The 16,009-nt window shown below is 70.1% G+C and carries 14 protein-coding genes; 9 read left to right on the top strand and 5 right to left on the bottom strand.

Features of this window, described 5'->3' with window-relative positions; all coding sequences use genetic code 11:
* Window positions 1-133 precede the first annotated feature (133 nt).
* The 5 genes from OG194_RS33765 (at window position 134) to OG194_RS33745 (ending at window position 5,382) form a co-directional block, all read left to right on the top strand.
* Window positions 134-952: a heme ABC transporter ATP-binding protein gene (locus OG194_RS33765; RefSeq protein ID WP_327404547.1), complete on the top strand. Its 819-nt coding sequence runs from the start codon at window positions 134-136 to the stop codon at window positions 950-952.
* A 174-nt stretch (window positions 953-1,126) separates the two neighbouring features.
* Window positions 1,127-2,263, top strand: coding sequence for an iron uptake system protein EfeO (gene efeO / locus OG194_RS33760; RefSeq protein WP_327404546.1), 1,137 nt, complete (start codon window positions 1,127-1,129; stop codon window positions 2,261-2,263).
* Between the two features lie 7 nt (window positions 2,264-2,270).
* On the top strand, window positions 2,271-3,557 hold the full coding sequence (gene efeB, locus OG194_RS33755; protein WP_327404545.1) for an iron uptake transporter deferrochelatase/peroxidase subunit: 1,287 nt from the start codon (window positions 2,271-2,273) through the stop codon (window positions 3,555-3,557).
* A gap of 3 nt (window positions 3,558-3,560) precedes the next feature.
* Complete coding sequence (efeU, locus tag OG194_RS33750; RefSeq protein ID WP_327404544.1) at window positions 3,561-4,433, top strand: iron uptake transporter permease EfeU; 873 nt, start codon at window positions 3,561-3,563, stop codon at window positions 4,431-4,433.
* Entirely contained in the window at window positions 4,393-5,382 is a 990-nt protein-coding gene (locus OG194_RS33745; RefSeq protein ID WP_327404543.1) for a hypothetical protein, read from the top strand. Before efeU ends, OG194_RS33745 begins: the two co-directional genes overlap by 41 nt.
* Window positions 5,383-5,392: 10 nt before the next feature.
* Here OG194_RS33745 and OG194_RS33740 read toward each other — a convergent pair whose 3' ends face one another.
* The 4 genes from OG194_RS33740 to OG194_RS33725 all read right to left on the bottom strand — a co-directional run bounded on the left by OG194_RS33740 (window position 5,393) and on the right by OG194_RS33725 (window position 9,908).
* Window positions 5,393-6,130, bottom strand: a complete 738-nt coding sequence (locus tag OG194_RS33740) for a bifunctional DNA primase/polymerase (RefSeq protein WP_327404542.1) — start codon at window positions 6,128-6,130, stop codon at window positions 5,393-5,395.
* Window positions 6,131-6,326: 196 nt separating this feature from the next.
* Entirely contained in the window at window positions 6,327-7,307 is a 981-nt protein-coding gene (locus tag OG194_RS33735) for a small ribosomal subunit Rsm22 family protein (RefSeq protein ID WP_327404541.1), read from the bottom strand.
* A gap of 187 nt (window positions 7,308-7,494) precedes the next feature.
* Entirely contained in the window at window positions 7,495-8,667 is a 1,173-nt protein-coding gene (locus OG194_RS33730) for a serine hydrolase domain-containing protein (RefSeq protein WP_327404540.1), read from the bottom strand.
* Window positions 8,619-9,908 carry a multidrug effflux MFS transporter gene (locus OG194_RS33725; RefSeq protein ID WP_327404539.1) on the bottom strand — a complete coding sequence of 430 codons (1,290 nt, stop codon included), beginning with the start codon at window positions 9,906-9,908 and terminating at the stop codon, window positions 8,619-8,621. Before OG194_RS33725 ends, OG194_RS33730 begins: the two co-directional genes overlap by 49 nt.
* A gap of 96 nt (window positions 9,909-10,004) precedes the next feature.
* Here OG194_RS33725 and OG194_RS33720 point away from each other — a divergent pair, with 96 nt between their 5' ends.
* Together OG194_RS33720 and OG194_RS33715 are read left to right on the top strand one after the other, a co-directional pair.
* Entirely contained in the window at window positions 10,005-11,030 is a 1,026-nt protein-coding gene (locus OG194_RS33720) for a Gfo/Idh/MocA family protein (protein ID WP_327404538.1), read from the top strand.
* 16 nt (window positions 11,031-11,046) lie between these two features.
* Complete coding sequence (locus OG194_RS33715) at window positions 11,047-11,808, top strand: SDR family oxidoreductase (RefSeq protein ID WP_327404537.1); 762 nt, start codon at window positions 11,047-11,049, stop codon at window positions 11,806-11,808.
* Window positions 11,809-12,052: 244 nt separating this feature from the next.
* Here OG194_RS33715 and OG194_RS33710 read toward each other — a convergent pair whose 3' ends face one another.
* On the bottom strand, window positions 12,053-13,231 hold the full coding sequence (locus OG194_RS33710) for a D-alanyl-D-alanine carboxypeptidase family protein (RefSeq protein ID WP_327404536.1): 1,179 nt from the start codon (window positions 13,229-13,231) through the stop codon (window positions 12,053-12,055).
* Between the two features lie 274 nt (window positions 13,232-13,505).
* Between OG194_RS33710 and OG194_RS33705 the strand changes: the two genes are divergently transcribed.
* Window positions 13,506-14,993, top strand: a complete 1,488-nt coding sequence (locus OG194_RS33705; RefSeq protein ID WP_327404535.1) for an ABC transporter permease — start codon at window positions 13,506-13,508, stop codon at window positions 14,991-14,993.
* 100 nt (window positions 14,994-15,093) lie between these two features.
* On the top strand, window positions 15,094-15,855 hold the full coding sequence (locus tag OG194_RS33700; RefSeq protein WP_327404534.1) for an ABC transporter ATP-binding protein: 762 nt from the start codon (window positions 15,094-15,096) through the stop codon (window positions 15,853-15,855).
* Window positions 15,856-16,009 lie beyond the last annotated feature (154 nt).

Below are 16,009 nucleotides of genomic sequence, written 5' to 3'. Positions count from 1 at the left end.
TCCGACCCCTCTCCCCCGCCCGCCGCCTCTCCCCACCCGCCAACTCTTCTCCGCCGCAACGGCGTTCAGCCCCCGCGAACCATCCCGGCGGTGCCGAACAACCCTCGCCCCCTCCCCCGCAAGGAGCCCGCGCATGAGACTCCTCCGTAGCCGCCCCGCGCCCCCCGCCCCCGCCGAACCGGGAGACGTCCTCGCCGAGGCCGTGGACCTTCGCGTCCAGCTCGGCGGGCGTGTCGTCCTTCACGGTGTCTCCGTGCCCGTCCGTGCCGGTGAGGTGCTCGCGCTTGTCGGGCCCAACGGGGCGGGGAAATCAACCTTGTTGGGCGCACTCGCCGCAGATCTGCCGCCCGCCGCCGGAGTTGTCCGGATCTACGGTCGGCCCGCCGCCGAGTGGTCCGCCCCCGAACTCGCCCTGCGGCGTGCCGTGCTTCCCCAATCGGCCGCGCTCTCCTTTCCGTTCACGGTCGAGGACGTCGTACGGATGGGGCGGGCGCCGCACGCCACCAGTCCCGCCGAGGACGAGGTCGCCGTAGCGGAGGCGATGGCGCGGGCGGAGGTGACGGGCTTCGCGCTGCGGCCGTTCTCGGCGCTCAGTGGTGGGGAGCGGGCCCGGGTCGCGCTCGCGCGGGTGCTGGCCCAGCGGGCGCCGCTGCTGTTGCTCGACGAGCCGACCGCCGCGCTCGATCTGCGGCATCAGGAACTGGTCCTGCGGCTGTGCCGGGAAAGGGCGCGCGCGGGGGACGCGGTGGTCGTGGTGCTGCACGATCTCGCGCTGGCCGCCGCCTACGCGCACCGGGTCGCGATTCTGCGCGCCGGTCGTGTCGCCGCCGACGGTCCACCGGGGGTCGTATTCACCGAGGAGTTGTTGTCGGACGTCTACGACCAGGCAGTTGAGGTGTTTCCGCATCCGCGCACGGGGGCGGTCGTGGTGACGCCGAGACGCCCTGCTTGACCTGCCCTTGACCGTCCCTTGCCGTTCGTTTTCCGCCGCCGAGATCAAGCCGTGTCTGTGATTTTTCTGTGGGCAGTGAATACCGGACGGGACGGGTATGACTGAGGTAAGCCTCAGGTAAGTTAGGGCAGCCTCACCACACTGCCTCGTCACACACTCCCGCTTGGAGCCTGCATGCGTGCCGTCCGACTTCCCGTCGCCACCGCCGTCGCCGCCGCGGCCGCACTGACCGCCGTCACGGCGTGCACCGCGAAGAGTGACGCCAAGGACGGCGACGCGATCCAGGTGACCGCGGCCGACTCCAAGTGCACGACCTCCAGCAAGTCGATCCCGGCCGGTCAGGTCACGCTGAAGATCGAGAACACCGGCTCGAAGGCGACCGAGGTCGAGATCCTCTTCCCGGACGACCGGATCGTCTCCGAGAAGGAGAACATCGGGCCGGGGACCAAGTACACGCTCACCGCTGAAGTGAAGGCTGGGTCCTACGAGATCGCCTGCCGGCCTGGGATGAAGGGGCACGGTGTGCGGCAGAAGTTGACCGTCACCGGGGGCAGCGTCGCCAAGCGTGACCCGAAGCTGGACGCGGCCGTCGCCGCCTACCGCGAGTACGCGCAGGAGCAGGCCGACGCGACGATCCCGAAGGTGGAGACGTTCGCGAACGCCATCAAGGCGGGCGACCTCACCGCCGCCAAGAACGCCTACGCCCCCTCGCGCGTCGGCTGGGAGGCCACCGAGCCGATCGCCGAGTCGTTCGGGGACATCGACCCCAAGACCGACACCCGCGCCGACGGCCTGGAGAAGGGCCAGAAGTGGACCGGCTGGCACGCGCTGGAGAAGGCGCTGTGGCAGGACAAGAAGATCGGCGCCGAACAGAAGGTCCTCGCCGCCGAGTTGGTCACCGATCTGAAGGACTGGCAGAAGCGCGTCGGCAAGGCCGAGATCACCCCGACCTCCATGGCAAACGGCGCCAAGGAACTCCTCGACGAGGTCGCCACCGGCAAGATCACCGGCGAGGAGGACCGCTACTCGCACACCGACCTGAGCGACTTCAAGGCCAACGTCGACGGCGCCCAGAAGGCGTACGAGCTGCTGAAGCCGGTCGCCCAGAAGAACGACGCGGCCCTCACCACCGAGTTGGACAAGCAGTTCGCCGCGCTCAACACGCTGCTCGACAAGTACCGCTCGACCACGACCTCCGACGGCTTCGTGTCGTACGACAAGGTCACCAAGGACCAGCGCAAGGAGCTGTCGGACGCGGTCAACGCGCTCGCGGAGCCGCTGTCGAAGCTCGCCGCCGCCGTCGTGAAGTAGGCCTGAGATGACCGACGTTCAGGAGAGCGAAGTCCAGGAGAGCGGTTCGCCGTCCCGCCGTTCGCTCATCGGCTGGGGCGGTGCCGGGCTCGCGCTCGGTGCCGTCGCGGCCGGTGGCGCGGTCGCGATGACCCGTGTCGGCGACGATGTCGATCCGGCCGGTGCCGACACCGGTGCCGCGGTCGCCTTCCACGGCGCCAACCAGGCCGGTATCGCCACGCCCGTGCAGGACCGGCTGCACTTCGCCGCGTTCGACGTGAAGACGGACGACCGCGCCGAGTTCGTGCAGCTGTTGAAGGACTGGACGGCCGCCGCGCGGCGGATGACCGGTGGGCACGCGGTCGGCGACGGGGCCTACGGCGGGCTCGCCGAGGCGCCGCCGGACGACACCGGTGAGGCGCTGGGGCTGAAACCCTCGCGGCTGACGCTGACGATCGGCTTCGGGCCAGGGTTCTTCGACCACTTCGGGCTGAGCGGCAGTCGTCCCGATGCCCTGGTCGATCTGCCGCAGTTCCCCGGCGAGAACTTCGACAAGTCCCGTACGGGCGGGGACCTTTGTGTGCAGGCCTGTGCGGACGATCCGCAGGTCGCCGTGCACGCGATCCGCAACCTGGCCCGGATCGGGTTCGGAAAGGTCGCCATCCGCTGGTCCCAACTCGGCTTCGGGAAGACCTCGTCGACGACCCCTGGTGCCCAAACCCCGCGCAATCTCATGGGGTTCAAGGACGGCACCCGCAACATCGCGGGGACGGAGACGGACCGGCTGAAGAAGTTCGTGTGGGTCGGCGAGGGAGATAACGCCACCAACTCGGCCTGGATGACCGGGGGTTCGTATCTCGTCGCTCGGCGGATCCGGATGAACATCGAGACCTGGGACCGGACCTCGCTCCAGGAGCAGGAGGACGTCTTCGGGCGGGACAAGGGCGAGGGCGCGGCGGTCGGCAAGGCGAAGGAGCACGACCCGCCGTTCCTGAAGGCGATGAAGCCCGACGCGCACGTCCGGCTCGCGCACCCCGACTCCAACAGCGGGGTCACCATCCTGCGCCGGGGCTACTCCTTCACCGACGGCACCGACGGCCTCGGCCGGCTCGACGCGGGCCTGTTCTTCCTGGCCTACCAGCGTGACGTACGCAAGGGATTCATCCCGCTCCAGCGCAAGCTGTCCGCGTCCGACGCGCTCAACGAGTACATCCAGCATGTGGGTTCGGCGGTCTTCGCCGTCCCGCCGGGCGTCCGCGACAAGGACGACTGGTGGGGCAGCACGCTGTTCTCCAAGGGCGCGAAGGAGTCGTAGACCGTGTTCTCGAACTATCTGATCGGTCTGCGCGAGGGGCTCGAAGCCAGTCTCGTCGTCTGCATCCTGATCGCCTATCTGGTCAAGACGGACCGGCGGGACGCGCTGCGGCCGATCTGGATCGGCATCGTCGTCGCGGTGCTCATCGCGATGGGCTTCGGCTGCGCGCTCGAATTCGGCTCGCAGGAGATGACGTTCCAGGCGCAGGAGGCGCTCGGCGGTTCGCTGTCGATCCTCGCGGTCGGTCTGGTGACGTGGATGGTGTTCTGGATGCGGCGCACCGCCCGGCACCTGAAGGCCGAACTGCACGGCAAGTTGGACGCGGCGCTCGCGATGGGCACGGGTGCGCTGGTCGCCACCGCGTTCCTCGCCGTCGGCCGCGAGGGCCTGGAGACCGCGCTGTTCGTGTGGGCGTCGGTGCACGCCGCGAGCGACGGCACCCCGCGCCCGCTGGTCGGCGTAGGACTGGGCCTGGCCACGGCCGTGTTGCTGGGCTGGCTGTTCTATCGCGGGGCATTGAAGATCAACCTCGCGAAGTTCTTCACCTGGACCGGCGCCATGCTGGTCGTCGTCGCGGCCGGTGTACTGGCGTACGGCTTCCACGACTTGCAGGAGGCCGACTGGGTCCCGGGGCTGACGAAGCTGGCCTTCGACATCAGCGACACGATCCCGCCGGACAGCTGGTACGGCACCCTCCTCAAGGGTGTCTTCAACTTCCAGCCGGACCCGACCGTCCTACAGATCACGGTGTGGCTGCTGTACCTGGTCCCCACGCTCGCCCTGTTCTTCGCCCCGGTAGGGTTCGCCTCCGGGAAGGGGAAGGTGAAGACACCTGATGAGCAGGGATCGCAGCCCTCGAAGGCTCCGCAGGCTTGACCGGCGCGTACTGATAGCGGCCTCGGTGACCGCTTTGTCGCTGACGGCAAGCGGTTGCGTGGTGGTCCACGGCGAGCGCGAGGTGCTCCCCGCCACCACCCGCGCCGAGGCCGCCACAGCCCTCCAGCAGTTCACGACCGCGTACAACGCGGCCGACAAGGCGTACGACAGTTCCCTGGACTCCGTTCATGTCACCGGCGCGCTCGGCGACATCGACGCGGCGCGACTGAAGGCGGGGCACACCAACTCCCCGGCCGGGAACCCGAATTACTCGCCGCTGGAGCTGACGGACGCGAAGTTCACCATCCCGAAGAAGGCCGGCTGGCCGCGCTGGTTCGTCGCCGACGCCGCCGCCAACAAGGGTGGCGGGGCCCGTTGGTTGCTGGCCTTCACGCGCGACGACCTGTCCGAGCCGTGGCAGGTGGCGTATCTGACGTTGCTCGCGCCCACCGCCGTACCGAAGTTCAAGACCGACAAGGACGGCTGGGCCGAGGCCGTACCGGCGAACTCGGCCGAACTGACCGTCGCGCCCGGCGAGTTGAGCCAGAGCTACGCGACGTATCTGAAGAGCGGCGGGAAGGCCTTCGCGGACGGCACGCACACCAGCGCGTGGCGTGCGTCCCGGGAGAAGGCCACCAAGCCCGGTCTGGCCGTCCAGTTCCTCGACCAGCCGCTGACGAACGGCGACTACGCGCCGCTGGCGCTGCGCACGGCGGACGGCGGGGCGTTCGTGTTCTTCACCACGCGGTACTTCCAGAAGGAGACCGCGGCGGAGGGCACGTCGGTGCCGACGCAGAACAAGGACGTGCAGGCGCTGACGACGGGTGAGGTGGAGCAGTCCCTCACCCTCCAACTCGTGTCCAACCAGGTGGCGTTGGATCCGAAGCGGGGTGGGAAGGTGTCGGTGCTGGGGCGGATCGAGGGGCTGACCTCGGCACAGGGCGGCTGACCTCGGAAGGTCAACGGCCCAGTGGCCAGGCCGAGTTCTCGTGGTCCGGTTCCGCGCCGGCGTGGCGGGCGCAGGCGTCCGTGAGGGTTTCGAGGAGGGTCAGCGGGTCGGGCAGGGGGTGCTCGGGGCCGCGTACCCAGTGAACGGACTGGTTCTCGCCGGGGAGTTGGGCCGGGGGGACCAGGACGTAGGAGCCTCGGCAGTGCCAGCGCAGGCCGGGGTGTTCGTCCATCGTCTCGGGGTGGCAGTCCAGTTCACAGGGCCACCATTCGTCCTCGTCCTCGGGGGTGCCGCGGGTGAGGGTGAAGAAGAGCAGCCGTCCGTCGTCACTCGCGGCGACCGGGCCGACCTCGACACCGGCGGCGAGCAGCCGCTCCAGTGCCTCGTGGCCCGCTTCGAGGGGTACGTCCAGGACGTCGTTGACCATGCCGGTCGCGGTGATGAAGTTGGCCTGCGGCTGGTGGCGGGCCCAGCGCTCGATCTGGGCGCGGTCGGTGGTGGACTGCGTCTGCCAGGCGAACGACACGGGGTGGCGGGCCGGTGTGGGGCAGCCCACACGGTCGCACGAACATCGGTAGCCCGGGGCGGGGTGCGCGGCGGGGGCGAGCGGCAGGCCCGCCTCGGCGGCGGCCAGCAGCAGCGCCTCGCGTCCGCTGCCGTCGTCGGGGGCCTCCTGCGGGCGGCGTCCGCGCAGCCACGAGGAGAGTTTGCCCTGCCGACCGGTCCGGCCACCGAACGTCGCGCTCATCTATCTCCTCGCCCTGCTGTTGTCGCCCTGCCCTTGTGCGGAGAAGTCCTGCCCTTGTGCGGAGAACTTCCCCTATGGTCCCACCATCCTGCGCCTTGAGAGGCGGGACCCCGTATCCGGGGTGAGTGGGACGAGACACACCGAGACCCGGATCAGCGGCTATCACGTGATTTGGCGGGATTTACGACCTTCAGGGCTACGGCGGCCAGGGGTCGCCCCAGTCCGTGTCCCGTGCCGCCTTGTACAGGTCGCCGTGGCGCTTGGTGACCGTCGTCCGGCGCAGCTGCTCGTCGGTCTCGCAGAGGTCGAGGAGTACCTGGCCCTTGCGGATCTGCGGGCGGCGTACGACGCGGGCGGGGGCGGGTTCGACGGGGAAGCGGGCGGCGGCCACGTAGCTGAACTTCTCGTCCTCGTACGGCAGGGAGCCGCCCTTGACCTGCCGGTGCAGGGACGAACGGCTGACCCGCGCCGAGAAGTGGCACCAGTCCTCGCCGGGGGCGATCGGGCAGGCGGCGCTGTGCGGGCAGGGGGCGGCGATGTGGAAACCGGCGGCGATCAGTCTGTTCCGGGCCTCGATGACGCGGGCGTAACCGGCCGGGGTGCCGGCTTCGACGATCACCACAGCTTGGGCTGCGGATGCGGCGGCGTCCACGAGGGCGGTTCGGTCGGGGGCGGTGAGTTCGTTGAGGACGTAGGAGACGGTGACGAGGTCGGTGGGGTCGAGGGTGAGTGCGGACCCGATGCGTGCGCGGCGCCAACTGGTGTTGCTCAGGCTCGGGTTGGCGGCGGCGATCTCTTTCCCCAGGGCGAGCGCGGGCTCGGCCCAGTCGAGGACGGTCACCGGGCGATCACCGCCCCAGGTCGCGGCGACGGCCCAGGTCGCGGAACCGGTTCCGCCGCCGACGTCCACGTGTCCCTGCGGGGCCCAGTCGGGTACGGCGTCCGCGAAGGCGTCCAGTGCGGAACGTACGGCTTCGAAAGTCGCCGGCATCCGATAGGCCGCGTAGGCCGCGACGTCCGCACGGTCCCTGAGGATCGGGGCGTCGGTCGGGGTGGCCCCGCGATAGTTGCCGATCAGGCGCTCCACCGCCCCGGCAGCCTGCCTCGGCGGAAGCCCGTCGAGCAGGCGGGCTAGAGCGGTACGCAGGGTTTCGGCCGGGGCCACGGGGTCGTTCACCCGCCGATTCTAAGTGGCCCGGGGTTGCAGCCGAGGTCCCTGGGGGCTCCGCCCCCAGACCCCCGAGGCCTATGCCCACCCACCACCCGTCTCGGGCACTTGAAAGGCGCGGCTCAAAAGCCCCGCCCTACCCGCCGACTCAGCAAGCCGAAGCCCATCCCAGCCGCCCGAAAACCCAGCCTCCCCCTCAGCCCCGAACCGCCCGAGCCACCCGCGTCCCCGCAGCCGCCCGCGGCCCGCTGTCCGCCCCCCGCCTCCGCGGATGCACCGTGTTCGCCAGCAACACCAAAAACGTATCCGTAGCCGGATCCAACACCACCGACGTCCCCGTGAACCCGGTGTGCCCCACCGCCCCCCGCCCCGCCAACTCCCCCATGAACCACGCCTGATCGACCCCGAAGCCCAGACCGGGCGGGGTTAGCAACAACTCCACGAAGTCGGATCCCAGGATGCGGGCGGGGCCGTAGGAACCGCCCGCCAGCAGCGTGCGGCAGAAGATCGCCAGGTCGCGGCCCGTCGAGAAGAGGCCCGCGTGGCCGGCCACGCCACCGAGCGCCCACGCGTTCTCGTCGTGGACGACGCCCCGCAGCATGCCCCGGTCCGCCTTGGCCCAGGGGCGGCGTTGGTCCTCCGTCGCCGCCGCGCCGGGGCAGGGGCCGAAGTCCGTGGACGTCATGCCGAGCGGGCGGGTGATGCCCTCGTGGATGAGGACGTCGAGCGTGCGGCCGCTGATGCGTTCCAGGACGAACTGGAGCAGGAGGAGGTTCAGGTCCGAGTAGACGTACTCGCCCGGCTCCCCCACCGGCGCCTCCGTTCGGAGCATCGACAGGCGTTCGGCGTCGTCGGCACAGTCGTAGAGGGGGAGTTCGGGGCGTAGGCCCGAGGTGTGGGTGAGGAGTTGGCGGACGGTGATGCCGTGGCGGGCTGCCGCGCGGAAGTCGGGCAGGTACGCGCCCACCCTCGCGTCTATGCCCAGCGTGCCCCGCTCGATCTGCTGCATCGCCGCCACCGACGTGAACAGTTTGGTGAGGGAGGCCAGGTCGAAGGGGGTGTCCACCGTCGTCGGGACGCGGGAGGCGGGAGGTAGTTCGACGCCCCGGTCGGTCTCGGGGTCGTAGGCGGAGTAGCGCACGGCACAGCCCGCCGCCTCCTCCACGGCGATCACCGGGCCGCGGCCGGCGACCACGACGGTGCCCGCCGCCCAAGGACGGTCGCCGGTGGTGAGGTCGTGGACCTGCCGGACCAGGTGCCGGAGTTCCTCGGGGTCGAGGCCGGCCCGTTCCGGGGTGTCGTGGCGCAGTCTCGGGGCGCTCAGCTCCCCACTCCCTCCGCGATCGTACGTGTGTTCCAAGGACGGCACATTCCCACGAAGCAGGCCACCGCCACCAGTGCGGCCACCAGTTGGACAACCGCCATCGGGACCGCCGTGTGCTCGCCCGCGATGCCGACCAGCGGGGACGCCACCGCGCCTATCAAGAAGGACGACGTGCCCAGCAGGGCGGAGGCCGAGCCTGCGGAGTGGCGGGTGCGCATCAACGCCAGGGTCTGGGCGTTGGGAAGCGTCACGCCCATCGCCGACATCAGGACGAAGAGCCCGGCCGCCACCGGGACCAGGCCCACCCCTCCGAACGCACCCGTCGCCATCAGCAGCAACGCCGTCGCCGCCAGCACCACCACCGCCAGGCCCGTGCCCAGGACCTTGTCCATGGAGACCCTGCCCACCAGCAGCTTGCCGTTGATCTGCCCCACCGCCACCAAGCCGACCGAGTTGACGCCGAAGAGGAGGCTGAAGGTCTGCGGGGAGGCGCCGTAGATCTCCTGGACGACGAAAGGCGATGCCGAGATGTACGCGAACAGCGCGGCGAAGGAGAAGCCGCCCGTCAGCATGTAGCCCGTGAAGGGGAGGTCCGCCAGGAGGGCGCGCATGCCGCGCAGGGCCTCCGCCGTGCCGCCCGCGTGGCGGTCCGCCGGGGCCAGGGTCTCGGGGAGGCGGGTCCAGACGAGGACGGCGAGTGCCGTGCCGACGAAGGTCAGGATCACGAAGACGCCCCGCCAGTCCGTGACCCGCAGGATCTGGCCGCCCACCAGCGGCGCCACGATCGGGGCCACCCCGGAGACCAGCATCAGGGTGGAGAAGAAGCGGGCCATCGCCACGCCGTCGTACAGGTCGCGTACCACCGCCCTCGCGATCACTATTCCGGCCGCGCCCGCGAGGCCCTGGAGCAGGCGGAAGGCGACCAGGGACTCGACGTTCGGCGCGAACGCGCACAGGGCGGTCGCCACGATGTAGACGGCGAGGCCGGTCAGGAGCGGGCGTCTGCGGCCCCACTTGTCGCTCATCGGGCCCACCACCAACTGGCCCAGCGCCATGCCCGCCAGACAGGCGGTGAGCGTGAGTTGGACGGTCGCGGCGGGGGCGTGCAGGGAGCGGGTGACCGCCGGGAGGGCGGGGAGGTACATGTCCATCGACAGCGGCGGGGTCGCCGTGAGGCCGCCGAGGACGAGGATGACGAGGAGGCCGGTCCGGCGGGACGCCTTGAGCGACGGTACGGCGGACTGGGGCACAGCCGACGCCGGTGCCTTCGCTCTCTGCTCGGGCATGCGGCCCTCCCTCTCCGATGTCTCCTGGTGATCCGCCACCTATGCTCTCAGCTCGTACAAGGTGCCGAGGGTCTGGTGAGCGAGGGTGGGGCCGCGATGACGGAACAGAGGGTGCGCTGGGGAGTCCTGGCGACCGGCGGGATCGCCGCCGCGTTCACCGCGGCGCTGGTGGATCTGCCGGACGCCGAGGTGGTCGCGGTGGCCTCGCGGACGGAGTCCTCGGCGAAGGCCTTCGCGGAACGGTTCGGGATCGAGCGGGCCTACGGCGACTGGGACGCGCTGGCGCACGACGCGGACGTCGATGTCGTCTACGTCGCCACCCCGCACTCGGCGCACCGCACGGCGGCCGGTCTCTGTCTGGAGGCCGGGCGGAACGTGCTCGTCGAGAAGGCCTTCACCCTCAACTCCCGCGAGGCGACGGAACTTGTCGCGTTGGCGGGCGAGCGCGGCAGCTTCCTGATGGAGGCCATGTGGATGTACTGCAATCCGCTCGTACGGCGGCTGAAGGCTCTCGTCGACGACGGCGCTATCGGTGAAGTCCGCACCGTCCAGGCCGACTTCGGGCTCGCCGGGCACCTCTTGCCGGAGGCGAGGAATGGGATACTGCCGCCCTCACACCGGTTGCGCGACCCGGCACAGGGCGGGGGCGCGCTGCTGGACCTCGGGGTGTACCCGGTGTCGTTCGCGCATCTGCTGCTCGGTGAGCCCGCGGACATCAAGGCGTCGGCCGTGCTCTCGCCCGAGGGCGCCGACCTCCAGACGGCGGCGCTCTTCTCCTGGGACAGCGGCGCGCTGGCCGCGCTGCACTGCTCGATCGTCGGCGGTACGGGGACCTCGGCGTCGGTGACCGGGTCCCTGGGGCGGATCGACATCCCGGACGGCTTCTTCCACCCGGAGCGGTTCGTGCTGCACCGGGACGGGCGTGACCCCGAGGAGTTCGTGCTCGACCCGGCGGACGGGCCGCGCAACACGTTGCGGCACGAGGCGTCCGAGGTGATGCGGGCGGTGCGGGCCGGCGAGACCGAGTCGCCGCTGGTGCCGTTGGAGGGCACGCTCGCGGTGATGCGGACGCTGGACGCGGTGCGGGAGCGGATCGGGGTGCGGTACCCGCAGGAGGGGTGACTCGTAGGCTGCGGCCATGAACGCTGAGGAATCGTCGAGGATCGCCGTGGTGACCGGCGCGGGCTCCGGGATCGGGCGCGCGGTCGCCGTGGAACTGCTGCGCGGGGGCTGGTCGGTGGCGCTGGCCGGCCGCCGCACCGGGCCGCTGGAGGAGACGGCGGCGCTGGTGCCCGAGGGCGCCTCCATCGCCGTAGCGACGGATGTGGCGCGGCCGGAGGACGTGGACGGGCTGTTCGACGCCGCTGTGGAGCGGTTCGGGCGGGTGGATCTGCTGTTCAACAACGCGGGGACCTTCGGGCCCGGTGGGGTGGCGGTGGAGGACTTGCCGTACGACGCGTGGCGGCATGTGGTGGACACCAACCTCAACGGGGCCTTCCTGTGTGCGCAGGCGGCGTACCGGCGGATGAAGGAGCAGGTGCCGCAGGGCGGGCGGATCATCAACAACGGGTCGATCTCCGCTCATACGCCTCGGCCGCACTCCGTGGCCTACACGGCCACCAAGCACGCGTTGACGGGGCTGACGAAGTCGCTGTCGCTGGACGGGCGGGCGTACTCGATCGCGGTGGGGCAGATCGACATCGGGAACGCGGCGACCGACATGACGGCGCGGATGGAGACCGGGGCGTTGCAGGCCAACGGGGTGGTAACCCCGGAACCGGTGATGGATGTCGCGGATGTGGCGCGGACCGTGCGGCACATGGCGGAGCTGCCGTTGGGGGCGAATGTGCAGTTCGCGACGGTGCTGGCGACCGCGATGCCGTACGTGGGGCGCGGCTAAGTCGATTGGCACAAACGGAATTTGACCGTCCGCACCATTGCGCCCGGTTGCTGACTTATGCTCAACTCTTCTCCACCAAAGCTTCACACTTGGAGCACGGGGCTTCCGCGATATCGGAGTCCCGGGTTCCGCAGACCAAAACCGAGGGGGGAGAGGCGACAGTCGTTCCACGGCCCGGGTGGGGGTGGATCTCGCGTGGGACCGCGAGGTACGCACCGGGCCATGGAGCGGCTGTCGCGTCACATCAACTCCCGTCGAGCTCCTGGGACTTGGCCGACGCTACGGCCGCCCGTCGCCTGCGCAGCGCGAACGCGCCGCCCGTGAGCACCGCGACCGCACCCGCAGCGCCGCCCAGCAGGGGCCAGGGCGAGGCACCGGCCGACGAGGACGCGGCGGCTCCGGTGGCGCCGGGCGCCCCCTTGGCGCCCTTCCCCCCTGGTGTCGGACTCGCGGTCGCCCCGCCCTCGCTCAGCGGCTCGACCAGCGCGCCCACGGCCGTGGCCGAACTCCCTTTGCCGAAGCCCCAGTCGAGGAGCGCGGCGGTCTCCTTGTAGACCTCGTTGCCGCCGTTCGCTGGGTGCATCACGGTGACCAGGAGGGTGCGGCCGCCGCGGGTGGCGGCGCCGGTGAAGGTGTTGCCCGCGTGGCTGGTGTAGCCGTTCTTCACGCCGATGATGCCCGGGTACGGGCGCAGGCCGTAGGCACCGCTGAGCAGGCGGTCGGTGTTCTGGATCTGGAAGGTCTTCTTGCCGCCGGCCGGGAAGTTCGCGACCCGCGTCGAGCAGTAGGAGCTGAAGTCGTCGTCGTGCAGCCCGTGCCGGGCGAAGAGCGTGAGGTCGTACGCCGACGAGACCTGCCCTGGGTGGTCGAAGCCGTCCGGGCTCACCACGTGGGTGTCCAGGGCCTGGAGGTCCTTCGCCTTGGCCTGCATCTCGGCGACCGTCGCGGCGATCCCGCCGTTCATGTGGGCCAGCACGTGCACGGCGTCGTTGCCGGAGCGCAGGAAGACGCCCTGCCACAACTGGTGGACGCTGTACAGGATTCCGGGCTTCACGCCGACGAGGCTGGAGCCGGAGGGGACGTCGGCGAGGTCGGCGTCGGTCACCCGGTAGGTGCGGGTCCGCTCGAACTTCCCCAGCACGGTGTCGGCGAACAGCATCTTCAGCGTGGAGGCGGGCGCGAGCCGCTGGTGCGCGCGGTACGAGGCGAGCACCTCGCCGGTCTTGTGGTCGGCGATCAGCCAGGAGCGGGCGGTGAGTTTCTTGGGCAGGGTGGAGGCATCGCCCACCTGGATCCCGTCCCGGGCCAGGCGCTCACCGCCTATCGCGGTCGCCGCGGACGCGGGGGTCGCCGCCGCCAGGGGAAGAGCGGCGGCGGTCAGGCCGAGAGCGGCACGCCGGGTGAGCCGAGAAGAATCGCGCATCTCGGGACCGTACAAAATGCGGGCGCCGACGCACACGGCGGGGTGCATCGCGGGGCGTCGAAAGGGTGATCGACAGTCCATGTCAGCAGGCCATTGAACAGGGGTTTCCTGGCAGGAGGCCCTCGGCAGCTTAGGAATGAGCTGTCTGACGCAATTCTGATTTCGGGCCTCTTTTTCTCAGGCCAGACACATCCTTTACTCAGGTCGACTCAAAGGTTCCTCCATAGCTTGTGGCCGCGCCCACAGCGGGCGCCAAGAACCTTTGGGGAACGGGATGTTTGGCATCTATCTCAAGCGCGAGCTGATCCGGCGCAAGAAAGCGGCCCTGGTCATCGCCATGGGTCTGGCGCTCGGTATCGCGCTGGTCATCACCGTCAACTCGGTGTCGGCCGGCATGAATCAGGCTCAGGACAAGGTCCTCAAGTCTCTTTACGGTCTCGGAACTGACATGACCGTGACCAAAGCGCAATCGGCCCCCAAGGCCGGCAGCTCGCAGGGTCCCAGCTTCAAGTTCGGCGCCACCTCCTCCAGCGGCAGCTCGCAGAGCTCGGACCGGGTGAACACGCAGGGTGGTCAGGCCCTCGCGTCCTCACTGGTCACGAAGGTCGGCTCGCAGAAGGGCGTGTCCAGCGCGGTCGGCGCGCTCACCCTGAACGTCACCAAGGTCGACGGCTCCTTCACCCAGGGCAAGGCCAAGTCCTCCACCACGTCCGGCTCTTCGGGCTCCTCGCAGCAGGGCGGCCCCGGCGGCGGTGGCGGAACCAGCAGCACCGGTGCACCCCAGGTGCAGGGCGGCGGCGCCAACTTCAACGTGAACTCGTACTCGGTCGCGGGCATCGACGTCACCAACCAGACGCTGGGCCCGCTGTCCACGTCGAAGATCACCACCGGCAAGACGTTCACGACCGCACAGACCGACGCGAAGGTCGCGGTCGTCAGCAAGTCGTACGCCAAGACGAAGAAGTACAAGGTCGGTTCGACCTTCAAGATCTCCAGCACCAAGTTCACGGTCATCGGCATCGCGACGCCCAACAGCAGCGAGTCCACGATCGACGTGTACGTGCCGCTGAAGCAGGCGCAGACGCTGGGCGACTCGAAGAACAAGGTCACCACGATCTACGTCAAGGCGACCGACTCCAAGCAGATCTCGTCGGTCAAGACCACCATCCAGAAGAACATCTCGGGTACGACGGTCACCACCTCCGCGGACCTCGCGTCCACGGTCTCCGGTTCGCTGTCCACCGCCTCCAACCTCGCGACCAGCGTGGGCAAGTGGCTGTCCATCGCGGTCCTCATCGCCGCGTTCCTCGTCGCCGCGCTGCTCACCTCCTCGGCGGTCTCCCGCCGGGTGCGTGAGTTCGGCACGCTGAAGGCGCTCGGCTGGCCGAGCCGCAAGGTGACCCGGCAGGTCGTCGGCGAGTCCATGGTCAACGGTCTGATCGGCGGCGGTCTCGGTATCGCGCTGGGCCTCCTGGCGGCCTACACGGTCACCGCGATCAGCCCCAAGCTGACCGCGCAGCTCGGCTCCACCTCCACCGGTGGTGGCGGTATGGGCGGCGGCCCCGGCGGTGGCGGCCAGGGCGGACCCGGCCAGCAGGCCGCCTCCAACACCCTGGAGATCGCCCTGAACGCGCCGGTCTCGCTGACCACGATCGCCCTCGCGGTGGGCCTGGCCGTCACCGGTGGCCTGATCGCCGGCGCGATGGGCGGCTGGCGTGCGTCCCGGATGCGTCCGGCGGACGCGCTGCGCAGCGTGTCGTAGCGCGGCCGTACCCCCTTGAACCGGGGCGCCGCCACCGTTCCCCCCGGGCGGCGGCGCCCCGCCCCTCTTCTTCACAGACGTTCTTCACGACGGAGATCCCATGTACAAGCTCACCGGCGTCACCAAGCGCTACTCGCGGGGCAAGGAGACGGTCGAGGCGCTGCGCGGCGTCGACCTCACGATCGATGACGGCGACCAGCTCGTCATCCAGGGCCCCACCGGCGGCGGCAAGTCGACGCTGCTCCAGATGATCGGCGGCCTGGACCGCCCCTCCGAGGGCAGTGTCGAGCTGGACGGCGTCGACCTCGCCACCATCAGCGAGGCCAAGCTGACCCGGCTGCGGGCCGAGAAGATCGGCATCATCTTCCAGTCCTTCAACCTCATCCCGACGCTCACCGCGCAGGAGAACGTCGAGACTGCCCTGGTGCCGCTCGGCGTCAAGCCGGCCGAGCGCCGCGAGCGGGCCGCCGAGGCGCTCTCGTCGGTCGCTCTCGGCGACCGACTGAAGCACGCCCCGTCCGAACTCTCCGGCGGCCAGCAGCAGCGCGTCGCGATCGCCCGCGCGCTGGTGAAGAAGCCGAAGGTGCTCCTCGCCGACGAGCCCACCGGCAACCTCGACGAGGGCACCCGCGACGACATCATGGGCCTGCTCGAAGGCCTCTGGCACGAGTACGGGCTGACCTTCATCATGGTCACCCACGACTCGTCGATCGCCCGCCGCGCGCCCCGCCTGGCCACCATCAAGGCCGGCCGGATCACCCTCACCGAACAGGGCCGCGGCGGCGGCCAGTTCGCACCCCACCAGGGCCAGTCCTACGGCGACCAGGAGCAGTACGCGCAGTACGGCAATCAGGGTCACTGAGCCGAACCGGGAGCCGGGCCCGCGGCAACCGGGGTGTCGTGCCCATCAGCGGGCCGAGGCGGCTGGGTACTTCCGAAAAGTGTGACACTTTCGCCAGAAGTGTCACACTTTTTCGGATGAGGTGCCCCGGCCGCGCCGGACCCGCCCACAGCAT

Origin of the sequence: Streptomyces sp. NBC_01288, assembly GCF_035982055.1 — a bacterium.
Taxonomy (GTDB): domain Bacteria; phylum Actinomycetota; class Actinomycetes; order Streptomycetales; family Streptomycetaceae; genus Streptomyces.
Note: the sequence above shows the minus strand (reverse complement) of the source record. Positions and strands in the feature narration are given on the sequence as shown.

Coding starts and splice junctions, on each gene's coding strand:
- OG194_RS33745 (WP_327404543.1), top strand. CDS start 4,393: ATGAGCAGGGATCGCAGCCCTCGAAGGCTCCGCAGGCTTGACCGGCGC.
- OG194_RS33710 (WP_327404536.1), bottom strand. CDS start 13,231: ATGCGCGATTCTTCTCGGCTCACCCGGCGTGCCGCTCTCGGCCTGACC.
- efeB (WP_327404545.1), top strand. CDS start 2,271: ATGACCGACGTTCAGGAGAGCGAAGTCCAGGAGAGCGGTTCGCCGTCC.
- efeO (WP_327404546.1), top strand. CDS start 1,127: ATGCGTGCCGTCCGACTTCCCGTCGCCACCGCCGTCGCCGCCGCGGCC.
- OG194_RS33740 (WP_327404542.1), bottom strand. CDS start 6,130: ATGAGCGCGACGTTCGGTGGCCGGACCGGTCGGCAGGGCAAACTCTCC.
- OG194_RS33725 (WP_327404539.1), bottom strand. CDS start 9,908: ATGCCCGAGCAGAGAGCGAAGGCACCGGCGTCGGCTGTGCCCCAGTCC.
- OG194_RS33705 (WP_327404535.1), top strand. CDS start 13,506: ATGTTTGGCATCTATCTCAAGCGCGAGCTGATCCGGCGCAAGAAAGCG.
- OG194_RS33720 (WP_327404538.1), top strand. CDS start 10,005: ATGACGGAACAGAGGGTGCGCTGGGGAGTCCTGGCGACCGGCGGGATC.
- OG194_RS33700 (WP_327404534.1), top strand. CDS start 15,094: ATGTACAAGCTCACCGGCGTCACCAAGCGCTACTCGCGGGGCAAGGAG.
- OG194_RS33765 (WP_327404547.1), top strand. CDS start 134: ATGAGACTCCTCCGTAGCCGCCCCGCGCCCCCCGCCCCCGCCGAACCG.
- OG194_RS33715 (WP_327404537.1), top strand. CDS start 11,047: ATGAACGCTGAGGAATCGTCGAGGATCGCCGTGGTGACCGGCGCGGGC.